17 protein-coding genes are annotated in these 23257 nt (G+C 45.1%); 7 read left to right on the forward strand and 10 right to left on the reverse strand.

Features of this window, described 5'->3' with window-relative positions; all coding sequences use genetic code 11:
* Window positions 1-189: 189 nt before the first annotated feature.
* Window positions 190-1041, forward strand: a complete 852-nt coding sequence (locus R7H07_RS10855; RefSeq protein ID WP_033907250.1) for a MurR/RpiR family transcriptional regulator — start codon at window positions 190-192, stop codon at window positions 1039-1041.
* Between the two features lie 19 nt (window positions 1042-1060).
* Here R7H07_RS10855 and mpaA read toward each other — a convergent pair whose 3' ends face one another.
* Entirely contained in the window at window positions 1061-1771 is a 711-nt protein-coding gene (mpaA, locus tag R7H07_RS10860; protein ID WP_005383577.1) for a murein tripeptide amidase MpaA, read from the reverse strand.
* Between the two features lie 141 nt (window positions 1772-1912).
* Here mpaA and R7H07_RS10865 point away from each other — a divergent pair, with 141 nt between their 5' ends.
* Complete coding sequence (locus R7H07_RS10865; protein ID WP_170897393.1) at window positions 1913-3538, forward strand: ABC transporter substrate-binding protein; 1626 nt, start codon at window positions 1913-1915, stop codon at window positions 3536-3538.
* A gap of 63 nt (window positions 3539-3601) precedes the next feature.
* Here the strand turns inward: R7H07_RS10865 and R7H07_RS10870 are convergent, their stop codons facing one another.
* On the reverse strand, window positions 3602-4186 hold the full coding sequence (locus tag R7H07_RS10870; RefSeq protein ID WP_017821885.1) for a flavodoxin family protein: 585 nt from the start codon (window positions 4184-4186) through the stop codon (window positions 3602-3604).
* Between the two features lie 231 nt (window positions 4187-4417).
* Between R7H07_RS10870 and R7H07_RS10875 the strand changes: the two genes are divergently transcribed.
* On the forward strand, window positions 4418-4756 hold the full coding sequence (locus R7H07_RS10875; RefSeq protein WP_031780834.1) for a hypothetical protein: 339 nt from the start codon (window positions 4418-4420) through the stop codon (window positions 4754-4756).
* Window positions 4757-4995: 239 nt separating this feature from the next.
* On the opposite strand, the gene R7H07_RS10880 is transcribed toward R7H07_RS10875, so the two are convergent.
* The 7 genes from R7H07_RS10880 to R7H07_RS10910 form a co-directional block, all read right to left on the reverse strand.
* The gene (locus R7H07_RS10880; RefSeq protein WP_065275558.1) at window positions 4996-5589 is read right to left on the reverse strand and encodes a mechanosensitive ion channel family protein; all 594 of its coding nucleotides are present in this window, start codon (window positions 5587-5589) and stop codon (window positions 4996-4998) included.
* 493 nt (window positions 5590-6082) lie between these two features.
* Window positions 6083-8197, reverse strand: a complete 2115-nt coding sequence (locus R7H07_RS10885) for a type I secretion system permease/ATPase (protein WP_005374556.1) — start codon at window positions 8195-8197, stop codon at window positions 6083-6085.
* A 15-nt stretch (window positions 8198-8212) separates the two neighbouring features.
* A complete protein-coding gene (locus tag R7H07_RS10890) occupies window positions 8213-10126 on the reverse strand; it encodes an EAL domain-containing protein (protein WP_005374560.1) in 1914 nt (637 codons plus the stop codon).
* Window positions 10127-10131: 5 nt separating this feature from the next.
* Complete coding sequence (locus tag R7H07_RS10895; RefSeq protein WP_005374561.1) at window positions 10132-10815, reverse strand: transglutaminase-like cysteine peptidase; 684 nt, start codon at window positions 10813-10815, stop codon at window positions 10132-10134.
* 114 nt (window positions 10816-10929) lie between these two features.
* Window positions 10930-12321 (reverse strand): HlyD family type I secretion periplasmic adaptor subunit, encoded by a 1392-nt coding sequence (locus R7H07_RS10900; protein WP_005374562.1) that lies wholly within the window; start codon window positions 12319-12321, stop codon window positions 10930-10932.
* Window positions 12322-12494: 173 nt separating this feature from the next.
* Window positions 12495-13718 carry a sigma-54-dependent transcriptional regulator gene (locus R7H07_RS10905; RefSeq protein WP_053308003.1) on the reverse strand — a complete coding sequence of 408 codons (1224 nt, stop codon included), beginning with the start codon at window positions 13716-13718 and terminating at the stop codon, window positions 12495-12497.
* Window positions 13711-15585, reverse strand: coding sequence for a sensor histidine kinase (locus R7H07_RS10910; protein ID WP_053308002.1), 1875 nt, complete (start codon window positions 15583-15585; stop codon window positions 13711-13713). Before R7H07_RS10910 ends, R7H07_RS10905 begins: the two co-directional genes overlap by 8 nt.
* A gap of 115 nt (window positions 15586-15700) precedes the next feature.
* On the opposite strand from R7H07_RS10910, the gene pdxH reads away from it, so the two are divergent.
* Entirely contained in the window at window positions 15701-16336 is a 636-nt protein-coding gene (gene pdxH, locus R7H07_RS10915; protein WP_005374570.1) for a pyridoxamine 5'-phosphate oxidase, read from the forward strand.
* 73 nt (window positions 16337-16409) lie between these two features.
* On the opposite strand, the gene R7H07_RS10920 is transcribed toward pdxH, so the two are convergent.
* Window positions 16410-17129: a PAS domain-containing protein gene (locus R7H07_RS10920; protein WP_017820063.1), complete on the reverse strand. Its 720-nt coding sequence runs from the start codon at window positions 17127-17129 to the stop codon at window positions 16410-16412.
* A gap of 972 nt (window positions 17130-18101) precedes the next feature.
* Between R7H07_RS10920 and R7H07_RS10925 the strand changes: the two genes are divergently transcribed.
* The 3 genes from R7H07_RS10925 to R7H07_RS10935 all read left to right on the forward strand — a co-directional run bounded on the left by R7H07_RS10925 (window position 18102) and on the right by R7H07_RS10935 (window position 23171).
* Entirely contained in the window at window positions 18102-18914 is an 813-nt protein-coding gene (locus R7H07_RS10925; RefSeq protein WP_017820064.1) for an AraC family transcriptional regulator, read from the forward strand.
* A gap of 406 nt (window positions 18915-19320) precedes the next feature.
* Complete coding sequence (gene putA, locus R7H07_RS10930) at window positions 19321-22452, forward strand: bifunctional proline dehydrogenase/L-glutamate gamma-semialdehyde dehydrogenase PutA (protein WP_206959525.1); 3132 nt, start codon at window positions 19321-19323, stop codon at window positions 22450-22452.
* Between the two features lie 11 nt (window positions 22453-22463).
* Window positions 22464-23171, forward strand: coding sequence for a 1-pyrroline-5-carboxylate dehydrogenase (locus R7H07_RS10935; RefSeq protein ID WP_206959524.1), 708 nt, complete (start codon window positions 22464-22466; stop codon window positions 23169-23171).
* Window positions 23172-23257 lie beyond the last annotated feature (86 nt).

Below are 23257 nucleotides of genomic sequence, written 5' to 3' on the forward strand. Positions count from 1 at the left end.
TTCAGGTTTGGTGATAAAAATCACACTTGAGGTTATTCTTTATGCAGGAGAAATTTGGAATAATGAGAGAAAATATACGTCTATTACGTCCGGGATTAACTGTCTTGGTTAGAATAATCAGGGGGTTAAATCAAACGCCTATGATTTCTGATTTGGAATAATTTATTTAAAATTTTTGAGGTTTTTGTTGTGTCAGTTATCAATAAGATAGTCGCGAGGCGTACTCAGCTTTCGCAAAGTGGTCGTTTGGTTGGCGATTGGATTGTTGAAAACGCAGAAAAGGCGGCGCTGCTCACCAGCCAAGAACTTGCGGCGCAAGTAAAAGTGAGTCAATCGAGCATTGTGAAATTTACTCAGCGTATCGGCTTTAAAGGTTACAGCGAGTTTAAGTTAGCTCTGAATGAAGAGATTGGCCGTAAGCATGCGATGCAATCGACACCGCTGCACAGTGATATTTTGGCTGACGACCCCATTGCGGTTATTTCACAGAAACTGGTGAAAGCGAAAACCGACGCTATGTTTCAAACCACCAATACGCTGTCTTACGAAGCGTGTCACCAAGCGGTGAAATGGTTGAGTGAAGCGCGTCGAGTGCAAGTGGTCGGGATTGGGGGCTCTGCACTGACCGCGAAGGATTTAAGCTTTAAACTGCTTAAACTTGGTATTACGGCGCTTTCTGAACAAGACAGCCACGTGCAGATTGCTGTTGCCCGCACGCTCTCTCCAGAAGATGTTCAGATCGCAATCTCGTTTTCGGGTGAGCGCAAAGAAATTCTCGTCGCGGCAGAAGCGGCAAAAGAGCAGGGCGCGAAGGTGATTGCGTTATCTGCGCCTGGAAGAAGTCGCTTGCGCGGTATTGCCGATATTACGTTTGATACGATTGCCAATGAAACGGAACATCGCAGCTCATCCATTGCTTCGCGTACCGCGCAAAACGTGATCACCGATTTGCTGTTTATCATCTTGGTTCAGCAAAGAGACGACAGTGCCCGTCAGTTGATCAGCGATATCAGTACCGACATCAAACAGATCCTCACATGATCGCTTGTTTAACAGCGGACTAGAGATCCGGATCGTGCCTCAGTAAAGCAATAAAAGCGGATAGATGCTTTTCAATGGTGAGATCGGCAGAAATTGCCGGTAACTCCAACGTGATGCAAGGTAAATCACGTTCACTACACCAAGTGCCGAATGAGCCGGGTGTTTCGTAGTCGACATCGTCCACGATTGGCAGCTGAAACTGCTCGCCGAGCCATTTGGCAAGGTCGGAATGTTTGGGATCATCCACAAACGCAAGCGGTTCATGAAACGACACCACAAACTTTGGCTTGCGCAGTTCAATCAAGTTAATTAATGCGCTAACTTCAGGCTCTAGTTGGTTTTTAGTGCCAGTTTTTACCTGTACGTCTCGAACGGGTGTGTGAGAGCTCCATCGATACACTGTGCCATGCTCAGTCCAATTTTGGGTTGGAAACGCGCGATTGAGATCCACTTGGTTTGCATTTGCGCGTGTGCCTAGTTGGTTGCCGTCAGGATTCATTGACAGAATCACATCATGTCGTAAGTTTTCAGCAGGCAAGCTTCTTAGCGCGCAGGACAAACCTGCAATCGAGGCCGTCTCGTCCCCGTGAGTGCCTGCCAAAATCAAACCTCGCGAAGCACTTTCGACTTGAGCCGGAAAATACAGTAATGGCGCACCAAGCACGGATTGACCGTATGATGTTGGCCGAATTAAAAATGCCGCTCTTTCCGTTCTTGGAATTAGACTCACCGTAATCTCCTGATTGATGAAGTAGTATCAATATCTAAGCTAATTACACCTAGCTAAACTGAACCGTTTAAACTCGTCAACGGTTGAAATGTTAATTGTGGCACTTGCTTCACAAGACGCGTTAGGAGAACGAAAAACGATATGGAATTTAGAAAACATTCAACGGCGTTGCTGATTTCCTCTTTATTCACCCCTTTTCTTGCTACATCAGTTGCTGCGGAGACCTTACCTAAAGGCATTCAACTTGCCACAGAACAGCATTTAGTACGTGCGAATGACGCAGAGGCGGCGACGCTTGACCCAGCGAAAGCCGAAGGTCTGCCAGAAATGCATGTGATTCGTGACTTATTTGAAGGGCTTGTGATTCAAGATCGTGACGGAAACATTATTCCCGGTGTGGCAGAATCATGGGAAACCAACGACAACCAAACCTTTACTTTTCACTTGCGCAAAGACGCGAAATGGTCGAATGGCGAGCCTGTGACAGCGGATGATTTTGTCTATTCACTGCGCCGAGCGGTAGATCCGAAAACCGCTTCTCCAAATGTTTGGTATCTCAAACTCACCAAGATCAAAAACATCACCGATGTAGCAGAGGGCAAAAAGCCTTTGGACGATCTCGGTATCAAGGCAGTGGATAAATACACCCTACGTTTTGAGTTGGACAGTCAAGTGCCGTACTTTGTTGCTATGACTGGGCACACGTCCATGATGCCAGTGCATCAAGCGACAGTGGAAAACCGCGACAAGCCGTGGAGCGATCCAGACCAATTTGTTAGCAACGGTGCATTCACATTGGATAAGTGGGTCGTGAATGAGCGCATTGAACTGGTTAAGAGTCCAAGTTACTGGGACAGCGCAGATACGCATCTAAACAGAGTGACTTACATTCCGTTTGAAAACCAAAACGCGTCGATCAATCGTTATGCGGCAGGAGAGTTGGATATCACGTCCGATGTGCCGACTCATATGGCGCAGAAGCTTAAACAAGATTACAAGCAGGCTTACACGGTGGTGCCATTACTGTGCACGTATTACTTCGCGTTCAATACCACTCGTCCGCCATTTGATGATGCGCGAGTGCGTCAAGCGGTGTCGTACTCCATCATGCGCGATGTGATTACGAATGGTGTCACGCAAGTGGGCAACCTTCCTGCTTATACTTTTGCGCATCAGTACACCGCAGGGTTTGATGCGACGCCGCCTGAATACAGTAAGTGGAGTCAGCAACAACGTGACGAGAAAGCGCGTCAGTTGTTAAAAGAAGCGGGTTACAGCCAAGACAAGCCGCTCGATTTTAAATTGTTGTACAACACCAGTGAGGCAAACAAATCGATCGCGGTTGCGATAGCGTCGATGCTACAAAAAAATCTCGGTGCAAACGTGGAGTTAGAAAACCAAGAGTGGAAGTCATACTTAGTGGCGCGTAAACAAGGCAATTTCGATGTGATGCGCGCTTCCTGGTGTGGTGATTACAATGAAGCGTCTACTTTCCTGAGCTTACTTCGCTCAGGTTCCTCGGGTAACTTTGCACGTTACAGCAGTGAAGCGTACGACAACGCGATGAACAGTGCATTGGCCGCAACCAATGAGAAAGCGCGCCAAGGTTTCTATGATCAAGCCGAGCAATTGTTGGCGGCGGATATGCCAATCGCACCGATTTACTACTACATGCAAGCGCGTTTGGTTCGTCCTACGGTTGGCGGTTTTGCCAAGAACAACGTAGAAGGTCGTATCTACTCGAAAGACCTCTACATCAAGAAGTAGCGCTCAAAACAAGCGATAAATATGAAGCCCCGAAGATGTATCTTACGGGGCTTCTTTTTATTGTTAGCGAGTGGAGAGCTTGTTCACGAGCATAGCGACTCGTTTGCCAAGATACTCCGCTGTTGCAACATCAGAAGCATGCAACTGACCACCTTCACCACCTTGTGCAACAATACCACCTTGTACACCATAACGATTCAGGTTTTGCTCCCCAGAATTGCTGATCTTATCCAACCCGACCCACATCATGCCGTGTTGGTTAGCGAGCGTTTGTAGATATTGTAATGTGCAAGATTGGTCGCCATTCATTGCCCCACCACTGGTAAAGCCAGCCGCGATTTTGCTCGCCCATTTTTGGTAATACCAAGATTCACTGCTTGCATCTGCAAATGCTTTAAACTGCGCTGCTACACCGCCCATATAGGTCGGTGAGCCAAAGATAATCGCATCACACTCAGCAAGTTCATCCATTAGTTTAGGGTTCACAAAACGTCCCTCAATAATCTCACTGCCTTCAATTCGGTGAGAGAGGATTTCACATTCATCTTGCTGCTTAATGCCTTGTTGTTCAACGCCTGCGGCAATCGCGCGAGCAAGCTGACCAGTAACGTCGGTTTTAGAGAAATAAATAATCGCAATTTTGGACACAATGGTTCCTTTTTTCATTGTTGATTTTTAATCGTGCGACTAAGGCTAAAACCTCAATCTAAGTTGAGGTCAAGAAGAGATTTGAGATAGATAAAGTACGAATTGGCATCTAAAGAGCTTTCTTATAGGGTAAGTCGACGGCATAACTACAGTGAATGCAACGACGATGAATGTCGTGTATAAAAGCGTTAAAGGAAGATCTTAAAGATGTAGAAAACTCTCTTGGAAACAATGATAAAGGTACTGATGCTAGTGATGATTAATAGGCGGAAAAATAGATTAAAATATGTAAACTCAGACCTGATCCAAGGCGGGAAAAGTACATTTCATCGTTTCTTAAGGCGAGGGATTATTATCATTATGGTAGGAGGCCTTTCTACAGCCTCTTCCACGGTATTTGCACACTTTATAGCGGGGGTGTTTGATGTGGATATGAATGTTCATCCAGAGAGCTTAGAAGAAAAAGTGCATGCACTACTTTTTGTTTCGGTCAGTCTTGTTTTTTACCTCTTTTATGCCCTTATCTCGCTAAATATTAGTGGGTGGCTCATAATGAAGCTAAAAATATAAGCCTAACTAAAACCATGTCCTTGTATTTTAAGGAAGATGGAACTAGTGACGATTTTTTCTTTGCTTGCACCATCTCTATTTTTTGTATTTATTTAAGGTTCGTAAATAAGAAGCTTCCTTTGGTTAAAGTGGCGCTTTTGGTTTCGGCGATGTGTCATGTTTTTATCATGAAAGAATACAGTGGTGACCTTCAGCTTATACGTTTTGTCTCTTCACTGTTTTTCGCCATTAACTTTGGGTTATTTCTTTCTGCGAGTATAAATCCGAGATTTTACTTTACTTGGCTCTGGCTTGTTTTTCGCCAGCTTTAGCACTGCTTTTTGCAAAATCTGGTTGTTTGGGTAAGTGATTAAGTTTCCGTTGTCGTGCTTAATTAACACGTGAAACATACTGATTTCTTGAATCTCACCGCAGATGTCTTCATCTTTATCTACGACTTTAATTCGGTCACCCACTCGGTATGGGAAGACAAAAAAGATCAAAAAGCTGGCAGTGATGTTGCTCAGAATTGACCACTGCGCGATAAACGCCACACCTAATACGGCAAAAATGGACGATAGGAACAAAGACACATCGCCATAGCCAATACCTGTGATAATGGCAAAAATAGAGGCGGTCAAAAATAGCAGCGCGACATTGAAACAGCGCTGAATAAAACTCAAACGAGCCTTTTTTACACCTTTCGTTGTTGCCAAATTTAGGATGGCTCGATTTACAACCCTCTTCAGGATGCGATACGCGATCAGGACAAAAATGCCCATCAATAGTTTGTAACCGAGGGAGCCCGTAGTGAAATACTGGCTCACTTGCTCTAATTGGATCCAATCATTCATTTCTTCATCTCGACGATATCTAGAAAGCGGCTTTTATAGCTGATTTTTTGCTGTAAGTAATCACAATTTTTCTTTACACCATTTGTCTCTGTGTTGAGGTTCCACAGAGTGCTATATAAGTTAATCAAAGACTTAGTGAGTATTACAAACTCTTTGGCTTCATTACTTATATTCAATCAAAGCTGACGTGATTTTGAAGAGAGCAATCTTTGAGCTGTATCCCATATCCGACATTCTATGACGCTAGTTCCCTATAAACGAGCTGAATATGACTTTTGTCCTGATAACCTAAGGTGTATTAATTGAAATAGCTTTTAGGGCGTTGAAAAATGGAAGAAGATGAAAAGGCGATTATGATTTTATTCGTGATTGTTGGCCTTGTACTCGTTTGGGTCGCGCTTGAAGAACTTAATTATCTCGGGCTCCCAATAAAATAAGCCCCGTTAAACACAAGTTAAACGGGGCCCTTGTCTTTTATCAATGTGAATTCAGGCTAGCTAACCGCACGCACTTTGCCTTGTTTCAAATCGTTCAGCACTTGCGCTTTAGGACCATCTGCGATGATGCTGCCTTTTTCCATCACAATTACGCGATCAACGATGTCGAGCATAGACGTTTTATGCGTAATCAGAATCAGCGTTTCACTAGGTTTCAACTGTGCTAATTGATGCTTAATGTGCATCTCTGAGCGGTTATCCATCGCACTGGTTGGTTCATCCATGAGTAGAACAGGAGGACGACCCAAAAATGCACGAGCGATCGTGACTGCTTGACGTTGACCACCCGAAAGCATTGCACCACCTTCACCAACTTGGCGTTCTAAGCCCGCTGGGTCAGATTGCGTAAACGCAGTAACACCGGCACGATTCGCTGCGTCTAGTACGTCACGGTCATCGGTTAATGGGCGACCTAGCGTAATGTTGTCGCGGATAGAACCAAAGAACAGATTCGAATCTTGCGGCACACAACCAATATTACGGCGAATGTCGACATGATGCAGCTGTGCGATGTCGGTATCATCAATGCGAACATGACCTTCCGTCGGCTGATACAAGCCCATGATGAGACGTTCTAACGTGGTTTTACCCGAACCGATACGGCCTATGATCGCTACTTTTTCGCCTGGGTTAATGGTCAAGCTCAAATCTCGAATCGACGCCACCGGTGAATCTGGGTAGTGGAAGGTCACGCGTTCAAGTTCAATTTTGCCTTGTACTATTGGACGGTGAATGTAACGTTTACCTTCTTCTTGTTCATCCGGCATTTCCATGACTTGATTGATAATTGTCATAGAAGACTTCGCTTGGTTGTAGCGCGTAGAGAGTAAGGATAACTGAACCAAAGGACCAATCGCGCGGCCGCTAAGCATGGTTGCGGCAATCAAACCACCCATGGTTAAGTCGCCCTCTGCAATCAAGTAAACGCCTAGGATGATCATCCCTACGTTACTACTTTGCTGCACAAAACCTGCTGCGTTTTGAATGCTATCCGTAATTCGGCGGCTTTTTATATTCCAGTTCGCCATGTGCGCAACTGCCTCTTCCCAGCGGTATTGGAATTGGCTTTGCGCACTGAGCATTTTTACGGTTTCTAACCCAGCCAAGCTCTCTATCAAATTGGCATATTTTTGCGATGCTAGGCGTGAACCCTCCTCAATGGAGCGGCGCAGCGGCCCTTGTATCAGTAGCGAGTGAATAATCAAAATGACCACGCCCACCATCGGTACATACACAAGATCGCCAGCCATTAGCCATATAATCACTAAGAACAAAATGGCAAAAGGCAAATCAATGAGAGCACTGACGGTCGCTGAAGTAAAAAACTCTCGAATAGATTCGAATTCTTGTAAATGGCGAGCGAAGGCACCGACCGAAGGCGGCTTTGATTCCATTCTAATCCCCATCACTTTGCTGAACAGTTTGGATGAAATCAGAATGTCAGACTTCTTGCCCGCCACATCAATGAAGTAATTTCTCAGCGACTTGAGAATGAAGTCGAACAGGAACACGACAAAGATGCCACTTGCTAGTACCCATAGGGTTTCAAACGCAAGATTCGGAACCACTTTGTCGTACACCAAGCGAGTGAATAGCGGAGCGGCAACCGCAAAGAGGTTGATGAGAAGTGATGCGATTAAAACATCACGGTAGATGCGTTTTGACTGCCACAAGGTGGACCAGAACCAGTGGCCTTCGTTGGTTTTGAGCACTTCGGGAGAGCGCTCATCGAAACGGAATTGCTTTTTAACTAAAAAGTACCGACCAGTGTATTGCTCAAGTAGGTCTTCTAATGGAATAGAGATCGGCACCATTCCACTTTCTAGGGTGGTGACTTCGGCCTCGCGTTTCTCCATATTGATGCTGTTGAGAACGCAAGAGTCACCGCCTTTAAGAACTAAGATTGCCGGCAGAATTAGGCTAGAGATGCTCTCCAGCTCTGCGCGGTTTTCCTTGGCAACCAATCCGGCCCTTTCCGCTGCTCTTGGTAGCAAAAATGGGGTCAGTTTACCGTCAGATAGCGGTAGTCCGTTGACTAGCGCTTCTGGCGAGTTAGCTAACCCATAGTAACGGCTAACGTAGATGAGCGAATTCAGTAAAGGGTCTTTCATCGTTGATAAACCTTTTTATTCCTTGTCGACGATGAATCCTTGGAATACCTCAACAAAATGTTCAGTGAGGAAATCCAACTGGATTTGAGTTTCGATACGCGATGCGATAGTCGTAATACCAAGGTTGTGGGCAGTACGAGAGATCGACGTTAGCGTGAATTTCTGTTTTTCGTCGTGCAAGTTGTGTGTGAATAGGTAATCGAGCTTCACATAGTTCGGGCGGAACTCTTGGATGTATTCCAAAGATTGGAAGTTACGCCCGTAGTTATCTACGCCGAACTCAGCACCTGATTGGCGAATGGCATTACATAACAGTGCTGTGTGGTGAGGCTGATCGATAAAGCATTCCTCTGGAATTTCAAAATGTAGCTTAGAGGCCACTTTGGCGTGTTTCTCTAGCATGCTAGTTGTCCAGCGAATAAACGATGGTTGAGACAAGCTGCTTTGCGCGATGTTAATCGCGACTGGGTCATTAAGTTCACCATTTTCTAGCATCTTAATCATTGATTCAATGACATACTGGTCAAAGATGTTGGTGGCGTCTAACTGTTCTAGTGCGAATAGGTATTGATTCGCACGATACGTTTCACCATCTTTTTCGATGCTTGAAAATACTTCGTTGTGGAATACTTTACCCCATGTGTTTTTCGCAGCTTGGAAACGGAATTTAACCCAATCACTATGAATGGCTTCTTCAACCAACGCTTTCCATTGCTGTTTACCCATCAAACTAGAAGGTGTATCACTGCCAATGAAGCCGTATGGCTTGTCTGGTTGCGCTTTGGCTTTCGATAGTGCGTTGTCCACCATCGAGAGGATTTCAGAGCGCGTTTTCTGATCTTTGCTGTGTGCAACCCCTAGTGACGCTTTAGGTTTTGCTAAGCCTGTTGGGTCAGTATTTAGGCCGTTCACACAATTGACGATGCTGTCCGATAAAATGCGTAACTCGCTCTCATCCATATGAGGGAAAAGCAAGCCGAACTCATCACTAGACAAGCGAGCAATAGTGGCACCCGGTACATCAATGGTGTTTTTCAAACGTTGAGACAGTTCTTTAACGTGGGCATCTGCGCGTTGGTAATCTTTGGTCTCGTAAATGTCCCCAATGTATTCAGCATGGAGTAGCGCGATACCCCCTTGCGTTTGCTCTGCAAGCCATTGGTCGATTTGGTTGATGTAGAATGAGCGGTTACCCAATTTAGATATAGGATCGAGGTAAGCCTGAGCACGCAGACGTTGCGCCTCTTTGGCTTGCTCTTTGAATGATAGCTCGATTTGAGCAGACATCATGTTAATGCCATCTACCACCGCGATAAGATCTTTGGTTCTTGGACGAGCAAGCGGTTCACCAAATTGGTTATTCGCGATTTCATGCATTTTATTCACGATGGCCGTTAATGGTTTTAGCGAGCGACGTAGGATGTATGAAATTGCCACTAAACCAGCCAGAAAAATGACACTGAATACAGACAGCAAGCCAATAAAACCTTGCCAGAGCTGCTCGTAAGCTGCGCCTGGGTGGCTAATGATTTCTACTTCGGCGAGCTGCATCCAACCACTGGTCACAACACGCTTATCGTGAATCGCTTTAAATAGATTCATGTCGATAAACCATTGTGGCACCGTACTTGGTTTAACTGGGTAAGTACGCACGATCTGGTAGTCAGAATCTAATGCTGTAAGACGAACAACTGAGTAGGTGCTGCCGTCAAATAGAGCATTAATCACGGACTCAACCGCGACTTTATCTTTGTCCTTTAGGTAAGGAGCCAATGCCAAACCTACGGTGTTAATAGTGTTGTTGACCTCTGAACGTTGCTGTTGCTCCAAGCTGTCTCGAGTCGTGTTGAATTGGATTACGAATACTGATGCCAACAAGAGTATAAAGACCGTAACCATCCCCACCACAAGCTTCTTATATAGGGTCATGTTTCTCACTCGTCATAGTTAATTTTAGGTTTATTTAACTGCAACTTACGTTCGCGCGAGCGTAAGTCATTCCAAAGGCTCAACCGTGATGCTTTCCCTGCCAGCTCTCCAGTGCTAGCAGATGACTTCATCAACCACAGGTTTGTACCATTAAAACTGTATATCGGTAGCAAGTCGCTACGCTTAGAGGCTCGGACAATGTCAGGATTGATATTATCGAGAATGAGCGGCTCAGAACTTGGGGTAGGGTAGTAAGCTAATACCATGTGAAACTGATTCAGTTCGATGGCTTTTACGTATATTAACCGCATCTTTGAATCTGGTATTCCTAGCTCGAGTAAAGAGAAGTACTTAGCAATAGTGAAATCTTCACAGTCTCCTGCGTTACTCCCTAAAAATTCGAGTGGCGTAGCCCAATAATCTGTCTTTCCCCACAGTTTTATGTCGTCAACGAAATACAGCTGATTAAAAAAGTCGTTAACGCCAGCGAGCTGTTCATGAGTCTCTAATTGTTTAAATAAGTCGAGGTTCTTTCGCCATGTATTTACGCGCAATCCCGCACGTTCGCCGTACACCGCTGTGACCGTATTGACCCATCGTTGTTCTTTACTGTTCAGCGCACCAAGTTGGAACGACAAACAACTTAAGCTGATTAATAATGTAACTTTACGCTGCAAATTGGATCGCATATTCGACTCGTATCACAAGTATACTCTTCTAGAGAGTTCGTCAGTGAGAAATAAGTGCTTTTTATTTAATCACTTATCGCTCAATACTCCCTATCGCGAGTACCTTAATGTGGTTTACTCCTTCAAGGCGTTCGTTTTGGCACTTAAAATCGGTTTAAGTAGATATTCCAAAACGGTTCGCTTCCCTGTGATGATATCGACCGATGCAGTCATTCCTGGAATGATTGGTAAATCTGCATCTTGACCAAAGTTTGTTTTTTCGGTGCGTACACGAACAATGTAGAAGCTGTTGCCTTCTTCATCTTGAGTGGTATCCGCGCTGATATGTTCCAACTCTCCCTCTAAACCGCCGTACTTTGTGAAGTCGTAAGCTGTAAACTTCACGATAGCATGAAGATCTGGGCGTAAAAATGCGATGTCTTTTGGCGCAATTTTCGCCTCTACCAATAGTGTGTCTTCTGTTGGTACGATCTCGACGATATCCATACCAGGTTGGATAACACCACCGACAGTATTGATGTTCAGTGTTTTGATTTTGCCTGTTACTGGCGAATTCACAACCGTTCGGTTTACTCTATCTTCCAAGCCCACCGCTGATTCAACCAAAGCAGATAACTGGTCTTGGGCGCTGTTGAGTTTCTCTTGCTGTTCAGAGCGGAATTTGAGTGCAACATCAATACGGTTGAGCATGGATTCTCGAATCGCTGATTGCAATACGGGAATCTTGAGCTCACTGGACGTCATTTCACGACGGGTATCGTTGACTTGGCGCTGTAATTTGAGCAGTTCAATACGAGGAACAACGCCCTCGTCTGCCAAAGGTTTGGTGATATCGAGTTCTTTTTTCGCGTATTGGTAGCTTTGACGCAAGTTCCTTACTCGTGCTTGGATCTCTACCAAGTCCTGCTGCTTTTGCTGCACTTGTTGGTCAATAACAGAAAGTTGGTTGCGTAAATTATCTAGATCTTCGCGATATTCTGCTTTTTGACGCTGTGTGAGTTGAGGTCGAGTCTCTTCCAAGGTTGGTGGGAAGGTCAGTTTACCGTAATCAAGTAGTACACTTTGACGCCAGTTTTCCGTTTCAAAATCACGATTAACGGCAACACTGTTAATAGAAGCGGATAGTTGCAGCACAGATGCGGTAAGGTTGGCAACTTGTTGCTCACGTTCACGAAAATCTGAGCGAAAGCGGGTGTCATCGATAAGCAGTAACTGTTGGCCTTTTTCAACCAACTGACCTTCTTTGACCAAGATTTCTTTGACTAAGCCACCTTCTAAGTTTTGGACTACTTGTATCTGTGAGGAGGGAATCACTTTGCCTTGACCAACCGTGACTTTGTCGATTTCAGCCCAAGATGCCCAACCTATTGCTGCAATGAAAAATAGCACCATAACCCAGAGCATAAAACGCGCGCTGTTGGGGGTATTGAGGAGCAATGCTGCAGTTTTGTCATCAACAAAATCCAACTCTTCATCGTTGAGTTTGTTGTAGTTATCTCGGCTCATCACAGTCCCTGCTTATATAATTACGGATTATCTTTTTGATCTTATTATTATTAACCGATCATGTCAGCATGCTCGGCTAATAAAATATGAGAAGAGGGTTATTCTCTCTTCAAATGAGCTTTCTTACACTTTCTAAATCAAACAAAAGCATAATTAGCGCCGGAGTATAGCTATTACGCCTTGAACTTGGCTTTATCCAACTGATGTTTTTTTAGTTTGTCGTACAAGGTTTTGCGTGATACCTGTAATTCTAGTTGAACCTCTTTGAGTCTGCCGCGATGTCTTTGCAATGCATCGAATAACAAGCAATATTCAAAGTATTCTGTGCGCTGAGTCATACTCTGAATTTCAAGACTTTTCTCACTGTTCCAATCTTCCATTCTAAAAGTATCTGGCTTGAGGGCACGAAGTTCAGCAAATTGGCGTAGCTGCTTAACGTTTTCTGGCCATTCGAGACTGGTGAGGTGTTTGACCTCTTCTAGGCTGATATGTGGCGGCTGTAACTGATATCGGCTCGCTGTGTGGCGCACAAAGTGCTTGTATAAAGGCCCTATATCTTCCTTTCTTTCATCGAGCGTCGGTAAGTGAATTAGAGTCGCCAGGGATTTTAGAGGTGGCTCGGCTTGGGTGGTCGCGCCAAAAACACGTTCAAGTTTCGGGTGCTTGAACAAGTATTCCCATTGTTCAAATGATACATGCTCTGCGCTATGTAAGTACAAACTGCAGTGGCGTTTTCCTTCACTTAAGCGGTGTATGGCTTTGTCGAGCGCTTCTAATGAAAGCTCATAGAGGTCTTCACCAGAAGCGGCGATTAGCTCACTATCTGGTGTTGCATGTATGTCGTGGGCAAATTGTGCAGCGAGTCGCCGACCCGTACCATCTTGACCTACAAAAATGAGCGGCTGGCTTGTAGGCGCACTGATCAAGGCGCGACGAATGCTCACCATGGCCTTACTGTGACCAATCATTTTCGGACCAACATGAGTTTGCATGTCGAGCTCTTTCTTAAGCCAGATGTTTTCTTGCAACAAGTTCAGTTTATCGCTGGCATTGTTGAGCGATTTCATGAGCTGTTCCGTTGAAAACGGTTTTTCTAGAAAGTCGTACGCGCCGCTTTTCATCGCATCTACCGCGGTTTTCACATCTCCATGTCCAGTAAGTACGATGAATTGAAAGTGATCGTTTTTGCTTCGCAAAGTTCGCATAAACTCCAAGCCATCCATCACGGGCATATGGATATCGGTAATGATAATCGCAGGCATATTTGAGTCGATTACGCGTAAGGCTTCTACTGCGTTTGGTAAGCAGGTGACGTCTATCCCTTCAATCAGCAGGGCTTGAGACACGGCATCACGAATGTGTGGTTCGTCATCAACAAAGAAAACTGGGTTATTCATGGTCGTTTTCCACTTCTGGGGTACGTTTATTCTGATTGACTATTGGTAGCGTCACGATAAAGGTCATCCCTCCTGCTTGTTGTTCTGTGCTCTGATGTTTATAGGCACAGAGGGAGCCGTGATAGCTCTCTAAAATGCGTTTGGAGATGGTCAAACCTAATCCTAAGCCCTCTGGCTTAGTCGTAAAAAATGGATCAAAGATTTTTGCTAGGGCTTCGTCCGACATGCCAGGCCCGTTATCGGAAACAAGAATGTCGCAACTGTCATCATGACACTGAACAGCAATGGATATTTGCGGATCGATACAGTGGTTTTCCATCGCTTGTGCCGCGTTGTGGAAGAGGTTTATCAGCACTTGTTCTAATTCAACGCTGTGAATGGCCAGCTTCACATCATAGTCGATGGCCGGAACTTTTAGTGTTACTCCTTGCTTAATAAGCTTGTTGCTCAAAATGCTGGTGGCAGTATGTACCGCGTCGTGCAGTACTGAGATTTCATTGTGTGAATCGTGCGTGGCTTTCCGAGTAAAGACTTTTAAGCGGGCAATGACTTCCGAAATGGTGTCATTAAGTGTCAGCATTTTGCCCAAATTGTCGGCGACCATTGGGTATTTTTCCATTGCCAACAAACGCTGCGAGTTTTCGGTATAGGTTCTTAGTGCGGAAAGTGGCTGATTTATCTCATGATTAATACTGGCAGACAGCTCGCCCAACAGTGCCAATTTCGCGGCTTGCGTCAGCTCTTGTTGTGTTTGTTTAAGCTCTTGTTGGCTTTGTTCATATTGGCGGATGGTCTGTTGTAGCTTTTGGTTGGCTTCACTCAGAACTAGTGTCCGTTGCACTACTTTTTCTTCTAGGCTCACATTGAGATGGGCAAGGCGTGCTTTGTTAACTAGGGTTTGGAACCACGCTAACGCAATTAGAGCAATGAGCGCATATAAGATCAGGAAGACGATATCGGCCTGTAAAACGGCGGCAAGAACGCTGTTGTGGTTAATTAAGGCAACGACGCGAAACCCTTTATCCAATAAGTGTGTTGCGTATGCGAGGTAATTCGGTGATAGAAGCAATTGATTGTCATCAAACTCCGTGACACCACTGTGTGCCGTTAACTCACCAAAATATTCGGGTAAGGTATCGCCATATTGACGCGTTTCGGTAAGTTCATTTATTGCACTCGATGACAGTGGGAAAAGTGCACGATAGCGCCAGTCTGGTAAATTGCTCATAAACACGACATTGTGTTTATCTGTAATGAGTACGTCAGTCGTGGTTTGCGAAAGGCGCTGTTCTAATTGCTCCAAATTCACTTTTACTGTGATCACGCCAACGACTTCCTCATTTACCCACAGCGGAGACGAGAAGAAGTACCCACGTTTATTCGAGCGCACGCCTAATCCAACGTATTGAGCGGGCTCACCGCGTCGCGCATTTTTAAAATAGGGGCGATAGCTAAAACTAGAGCCAACAAACGTATCTTCTTGCTGAAAGTTACTTGAGGCAATGACTAACCCGGTGCGGTCATGAACGTAAATAGTATCGGCCAAACTTTGCTTCAACCAATCTGATAACAGTAGGTTGAGCTCTTGAGAGGGCGTTCCGCGCTCTACTGCTTTGAGTAGTCTTGGGTCGTGACTTAATAGGTTTGGTATCTGTTCAAACTTTGCCAGTTCGTAGTCCACTTCTTGTGACACTTGCGCGGCTTGTCTCTCTAGCTTTTGTTGCCATTGATCATGTTGGTATTGAGTTGCGTAATGATGAGTAAGCGCAAGCCCTGAAATGCCGACGGCACACAGTAGCAGTAAAAAATGACGTAGGGCTTTGGGGTTGAGTAAGTTCACGATCGGCTCACTGGTTTTTTGTGTCATGGTATCAAATGACGCACTGTGATGCTGTGAGCGGCAACGATAACAAGCACAATGATGTCCTTGTATTTCCTCAGTATCGGGAGCACAATCGACAAAAACGAGTGAAGGAGTAAAGATGGAACTTGCTGATATTCGTCGTGAGTACACCAAAGGTGGGCTGCGTCGTAAAGATTTGAAAGCTGATCCTATTGATCAATTTAATCTGTGGCTAGAGCAAGCAGTTGAAGCGGGTTTAACGGACCCGACTGCGATGACAGTTGCAACGGTTGATGAAAATGGCATGCCGTTTCAACGCATTGTTCTATTGAAAAACGTCGACAAAGATGGTTTTGTGTTTTACACCAACCTAGGCAGTCGCAAGGCCCAGCAGCTAGAGCATAACAGCAATATTAGTTTGCACTTCCCTTGGCATCCGTTAGAGCGCCAAGTTCATATTACTGGTGTGGCTGAAAAGCTTACCGCCGTAGAGAATATGAAATACTTTACTTCTCGTCCTAAAGAGAGCCAGTTGGCCGCAATCGCGAGCAAACAAAGTAGCCGTATTTCTGCCAGAGGTGTGTTGGAAGGTAAGTTTTTAGAGCTAAAACAGAAGTTTGCTAAGGGTGAAATACCAGTACCAACCTTTTGGGGTGGCTTTCGCGTAAAACCAAAGAGCATCGAATTTTGGCAAGGTGGCGAACATCGCCTTCACGATCGTTTTCTTTTCTCCCAACATGATGGAAGTTGGGACATTGATCGTCTAGCGCCATAGGCTTATGGTCCCTCATGAATAAACAAACACCGCCGAATTGGGGCGGTGTTTTTGTAGGTAGAAGCGATGCGAATTATCGCTCTCCATTCAACACAACCGATAATTGATGCTTAAGCAGCGTTTTGGGTACAACAGAGCCGTAGCCTGCTTCCATTGCTTTATCTATTAGCTCGTTCTTGCTGTTCGCTGCAAACTTATTACGTAAGCGTGCGACGTGACCTTCAACGGTTTTTGTTGATATGCCCATGACCTGAGAGATAAATTGAGGCTTTTTGCCATAGAGCAAGAGGAAAAGCGTTTCTTGCTCGCGGCATGTGAGCTTCTCTGGTTTTGGTTGTAAGTCAGAAAAACGAAAGATGGATTGTTGATTTGGGTTGGTACTGATTGCACGACAAACCCAATACCCGACTTCAATCACGGCGGTGTCGGTGAGTTCCCTTCCGTAGAAAATGGTGCCTACGATGTCGCCTTTGTCATCTCGCCACGGTGTTTTAGTAAATATATGTGCTCGCCAGCGGCCATCTGGATAAGGGTGGATATCCAGAATTTTTAGTGACTCGCCAGTTTCGAGAACGTGTTTATCTTGGCGTTGAAATTCTTGCGCGCATTCAGTGGTTGGGCTGGCCATATCAAAATCAGTTTTACCCAAGCACTCCTCGGGCGACGTGTGCCCTAACAGTTCTGCGTATTCCTGGTTTACGTATAGGAATACCGAATCTTTATCTTTGCATCCCCAACAACCTGGTAGCTGTTTAAGGAGGGATTGTTCTATGGTATCGACTGAAATATTCACAAAAGGACTCACTACATACTGCTTTTACCAATACAGAGACGTCCGTGTTACATGGCTCGTATTGATGTTGCCAAGTAGGCAGTTACGTTGCTAGAACACGTTCGTTGATTGGCGCTCAATCCAATTAAATTCATGGTGTTCGATGTTTTCGTCAGGTAGTCATAGACAACGACGAAATGGAACGAAGAGTTTAATTGGGAAAATGGTCTGTTTCATTACAGATATGTGCGCTCACGGATGTCCGCCAATGTTCGGCTTACAACTCGTATCGTCCTTGATCATGCTTCCTACAACTCAGTTGTAATGTGGTTGACGTTCATATCACTTGTGAGCGAAAGAGCAGCACCTAAGCATATGAGAGGGACAGTGAGACAAACGCTATGATATCAGCTTATGCCATTGTTTTCATTGTTGAGAAGCGAAAAAAAAAGCCAGCCTGAAGACGGGCTGGCAACACAAGATATAATCTTGTCGACGTGTAGAAGAGGTTCTAAATTACCTAGCGAGGGTCTGCTAAGTAAGTTAGAGGTATCAATGAGATACCGAGAGCTTTAGATCGTATGCATCTTAAAGCTCGATAACTAATGTATTGAATCAGAAGCATATTAGTAAGGGGGGAAATCCCTCTATGTTGAGTTTAAGAGTGGGTTTCGATCCGTTTCAGGGACGAGTTATCTAATATGGAGCACGGTGTTTTACAAAATAACAGATTGTTCGGTAATAAGGATCTTTACATTGATTGATTATGTATACGTAAGGTGTTGCCTATCTATCCGTTTTTGTTAATAAAATTGGTTGCTCACTGACCGTAAATTAACCTCGCATGATCATCGTTCCGGAACTATGATCATGTAAATGAACTTGAGCATGCTGATTTGATCTTGTCGATTGAGTTGGGTAAAAGTTGCAACCCAACAAAGAAGGTATATGATGCGAAGACGTAAGCTGACCGTGTAAAGACGACTGTTTAAAATGAGTGATTCAGATAACCAAAAAATCCTTTCATATCAAGAGATTATTCTGCCAAAGCCGGCGGAGCTGATCACACTTCCGTCTTATATGGATTGCCACGATCATTCTTATACGCAGATCGTGATTGGTTTAAAAGGGCAAGCCGAATTTGAAGTGCGCGGGCGAGGTAATCTTGTCGGCCCTGGTCAAGGTTGTGTGGTTACCGCATGCTCTGATCATGCTTTCGGTGGCGTCATCAATCAATCGGATATTTTGGTGCTGAATATGCCCAAACCGACAAATGATGATCCTGAAATGCTTCAAAAAATCAATAACCTGGAGAGAGACCATGTCTACTTCCAGTTAGATAGTCAAATTCAGAAGCTGATACAGATGTTGGTTCAGGAAATGCGAAACCATCCGGATGACCTGCTGTTAAGTCGTGCGTGTAACGACACTGTGATTGCATTAATGCAGCGCCATATCTCGGCATTTGAGACCAGTCGAAAAGAGTCGCGCTTTGATTTGGAGGCGATTGATCGTTACATTGAGCAGCACCTGAGTCATAAGATTAGTGTGGCTCAATTGGCCGGGCGAGTGTTTCTTGGGGAAAGTCAGTTCCATTGCTTGTTTAAAGAGCAGATGGGGATTACACCTCATCAATATGTTCTCGGAAAGCGTATCGACATGGCTCGTGAATTAATCGAGCAAGGGCACCTTTCTTTAGGGCAAATTGCCGAGTTTACTGGCTTCTCAAGCCAGAGTACTTTTACTCATACTTTTACTCGCTTACAGGGAATATCACCTTCCCGTTATAAAAAACAAGTTGGATAACAACGCGTTTTTTTAGGTCAAATAATCATCAATCAGAATAAAGCCATGCACTATGCATGGTTTTTTTATGTTTTATTCACGTGACCTATCTCTCGTTTTTTTAAATTCTCTGTTCTTTGCAGTGGTTGATATGCCACTTGATCCTACATTTTCTCTTAGAACGAGCTCTTCACAAAAATCTTATTGATATTCTTGATATTTTGTTGTGAATGCAATGAAAAAATTAAAATTTACAACACAAAATATTACCTATTTGAATGTGACTATGTGGATGTTTTGTTATAAAAGCGAGTTTTTGGCAAAAATGTCGTAGTTTTTGACAAGTATTCTTATCGGCCTCAAAATACACTGCCAGCCATTGATAATCCTCGAAGCGGTTTTCGAGGAGTGAGATTGAGGAACACACATGTTTACAGCTACGAACGTGTTGACACCGGAATTTATCGGGCAGCCGCTTGATAAGTTGTGGTCACTGATCTCGCCATTATATATGGTGGACGAGTCTCAATGGCTAGAGCAACTATTGCCACTAGCGACGCCGACAGAGGATGAAAAATCGGCGATCACTACCCAAACGACCCACCTTATCGAAGCCATTCGTGCCGATAAGAAGTCAATCCAGATGATTGATGCTTTATTGCTGGAATACAGCTTAGATACTCAAGAAGGTATCTTGCTGATGTGTCTTGCAGAAGCATTAATGCGCATCCCAGATGCCGCGACAGCAGATTCTTTGATTAAAGATAAGTTGAGTGTCGCAGACTGGAAATCTCACCTGAAGAACTCTGACTCTGTGTTTGTTAACGCATCAACATGGGGCCTCATGCTAACAGGTAAAGTGGTTGGTCTTGGTGAGCAAGGCACCCAGAGCCCAGGTCAGGCTGTAAACCGTCTGGTAAATAAATTCTCTGAGCCTGTGATTCGTAAAGCCATGTATCAGGCAATGAAGATCATGGGTCACCAGTTTGTTCGTGGTCGTACGATCGAAGAAGCGCAGAAGAACGGTCGTCCAATGCGCGACAAAGGTTTCACCTACTCGTTTGATATGTTGGGTGAGGCGGCGTTAACTACAGCGGACGCGAACAAGTACTTCAAAGATTACCTAATGGCGATCGAAGCGGTGGGTCGCGAGACTTACGGTAACGACACCAGCCCTGCGCCTTCGATTTCCATCAAGCTTTCTGCATTACACCCGCGCTACGAAGTCGCAAATGAAGAACGTGTAATGACAGAGTTGTATGACTCACTAATGCAGCTATTGAAACGTGCAATTGAAGTCGACGTTGCAATCACAATCGATGCAGAAGAAGCGGATCGCCTTGAGCTTTCCCTGAAGCTATTTGAGAAAGTATACCGTAGCGATCTTGTGAAGGGTTGGGGCAAGTTTGGTTTGGTTATTCAAGCCTACTCAAAACGTGCGCTACCAGTCTTGGTGTGGCTAAATGCACTCGCAAAAGAACAAGGTGACGTTATTCCTCTGCGTTTGGTTAAAGGCGCGTACTGGGACAGCGAAATCAAGTGGTCTCAACAAGCGGGTTATGCAAATTACCCAGTATACACTCGCAAAGAAGCGACGGACGTTGCATACCTAGCTTGTGCTCGTTTCCTACTTAGCGAAGGTGTTCGCGGTAATATCTACCCACAATTTGCAAGCCACAATGCTCACACGGTGACGGCAATTGCTGTCATGGCGGAGCACAAAGAATACGAGTTCCAGCGCCTGCATGGTATGGGTGATTCACTGTATAACCATGTTATGAAAATGTACGGTCAGCCAGTACGTATTTATGCTCCTGTCGGTAGCCATGCTGATCTTCTTCCGTACTTGGTTCGTCGTCTGCTTGAAAATGGTGCGAACAGCTCGTTTGTACACCGTCTAGTTGATGCGCGTTGTCCGATTTATGAGTTGACCCATCACCCTGTGGATGTGTTGACGGGTTTTGACACGCTACACAACGACAAAATTCCATTGCCTGCCGATATTTTCCCTGAGCGTAAGAACTCATATGGCGTCAACATTGACATCGACAGTGAAGCGAAGCCATTTGAAGCGCAGGTAGAAAGCTTCATGGACAATCAGTGGGTTGCAGGCCCGATGATCAATGGTGAGTGTTTTGCCGAAAGCATGATCAAGGAAAATGCGGCTGAGATCATCACCGCACCGTACGATCGCCGAATTGAAGTCGGCAAAGTGGCATTTGCAACACTTGATCATGTTTCCGCTGCAATTGATGCGGCGCAAACTGCTTTCTCTGATTGGAAAACCGTTCCTGTTGAGCAAAAAGCGGCTTGTTTAGAAAAGCTTGCTGACTTAATGGAAGAAAATCTGGCTGAGCTGGTGGCGATTTGTCACAAAGAAGCGGGCAAGACGATTCACGATAGTATTGATGAAGTTCGTGAAGCAGTGGATTTCTGTCGTTATTACGCGAAACAAGCGCAAAACCTACAGCCATTTGAGCTAGAAGGCTTTGACGGTGTGAAACGCATTTCTAGCCGTGAAGGTCTTGGTGTGTTTGTGTGTATCAGCCCTTGGAACTTCCCGTTGGCTATCTTCCTTGGTCAGGTAACGGCAGCACTGATTGCAGGTAACACTGTGGTTGCAAAACCTGCTGAGCAAACAAGCTTAATTGCCGCTCGTGCTATTGAATTAATGCTTGATGCGGGTTTCCCTGCTGGTGTGATTCAGTTACTTACTGGTCGCGGCGCTGAGATCGGTCATGCACTGACTTCTCATGATGCTATTGCTGGTGTGGCATTCACTGGCTCAACGGCAACGGCGCAACGCATTAACGTCACGCTCGCGGAGCGCAGCGCGAAACCAGTTCCGTTTATTGCGGAAACAGGTGGCCAAAACGCAATGATTGTGGACAGTACTGCATTGCCAGAGCAGGTGGTGCGTGATGTGATTCGTTCGGCGTTTGCATCTGCTGGTCAGCGTTGTTCTGCCCTTCGTGTTCTATTTGTACAAGAAGATGTAGCAGACCGTATGATCAACCTGATTCAGGGTGCGATGAATGAACTGCATGTTGGTTTACCTTACCTACACAAAACAGATGTTGGTCCGGTTATCGACAGCAATGCAAAACAAAAACTCCTTGCTCACCTTGAGCAAATGAGCAAAACACAGACTAAAGTCGCTCAGCTACAGCTGGATGAATCGTGCCAGCATGGTGACTTTGTCTCACCAAGTGCGTTTGAAATCTCGGGCATCGATGTGCTGAAAGAAGAACAATTTGGTCCAATCTTGCACATTGTTCGCTTTAAAGCGTCTGAATTACCGAACGTGGTTGCGCAGATCAACAAAACGGGTTTTGGCTTGACGATGGGTATCCATAGCCGTAACGAAACCACGTACCGTTGGATTGAGAAACATGCACGAGTAGGTAACTGCTACATCAACCGAGACCAAGTTGGCGCTGTGGTTGGTGTACAGCCGTTTGGTGGTCAAGGCTTGTCAGGTACTGGCCCGAAAGCTGGTGGTCCACACTACCTATTCCGATTTACTCAACATCTTCTTGCTCAAGCAGAAAACGCATAAGGAGTCGCATTATGGTTCATCAGATCACCTATTTTAAAGATGCATTCTCTGCGTGGGAGCAGTGGAATCTGACTGATTTTGATTACAAATGCGAGCATGTTCTGGCATTTAAATCTGCACTAGAAGGGCAGCAGTCTACCGTTGCCAAAGTGGTTTCTTACCACTTGCAACAAGCATCAGCTCTTCTTGCAGAAACTCACCAGTTAGTTGGCCCTACAGGGGAAACTAACGAACTGTATGCCGCAGGACGCGGTGTGGCTTTGGTGATTTGTGAAAACAACATCGAGCCTGCTGATAATGCGTTATACAGTGCTTTTGCGATGATCACCTGTGCCTTAATTGCCGGCAACAGTGTGGTCGTTTGCAGTGACAATGCAGAGCTAAACCAATTGGTTAAGCAAGCTGTAGCGTTGGCAAACTTCCCATCTAACTTAGTCCAGGTTGTTGCGTACGATGCGTCTGCCCCGTTGCTTGAGAGCGATGTACGTAGTGTGGGTTATGTTGGGCGTTCACAGGTTGAGCATGCGCTCAATCTTCAACTAGCTAAGCGTGACGGTGCAATCGTCGGCTTAGTTTCTGAAACGGATTTAGAGTCATCGAAATTGGCTCATGATCCTCATCTCTCGTTGCGCTTCATTACTGAGCGCACTCGAACGATAAATATTACCGCGGTGGGTGGTAACGCAACTCTACTCGAGTTGGGGAACGAAACTCACTAACCTGACTTGTAATGCCAATCTGGAGTAACTGGACTGAGAGCCGGTCCAGATTGGTTTTTTATACTCTGATGTATTGCTGAGACGGT

Source organism: Vibrio sp. Vb1127 (assembly GCF_033338735.1).
In the GTDB taxonomy this organism is placed as follows: domain Bacteria; phylum Pseudomonadota; class Gammaproteobacteria; order Enterobacterales; family Vibrionaceae; genus Vibrio; species Vibrio alginolyticus.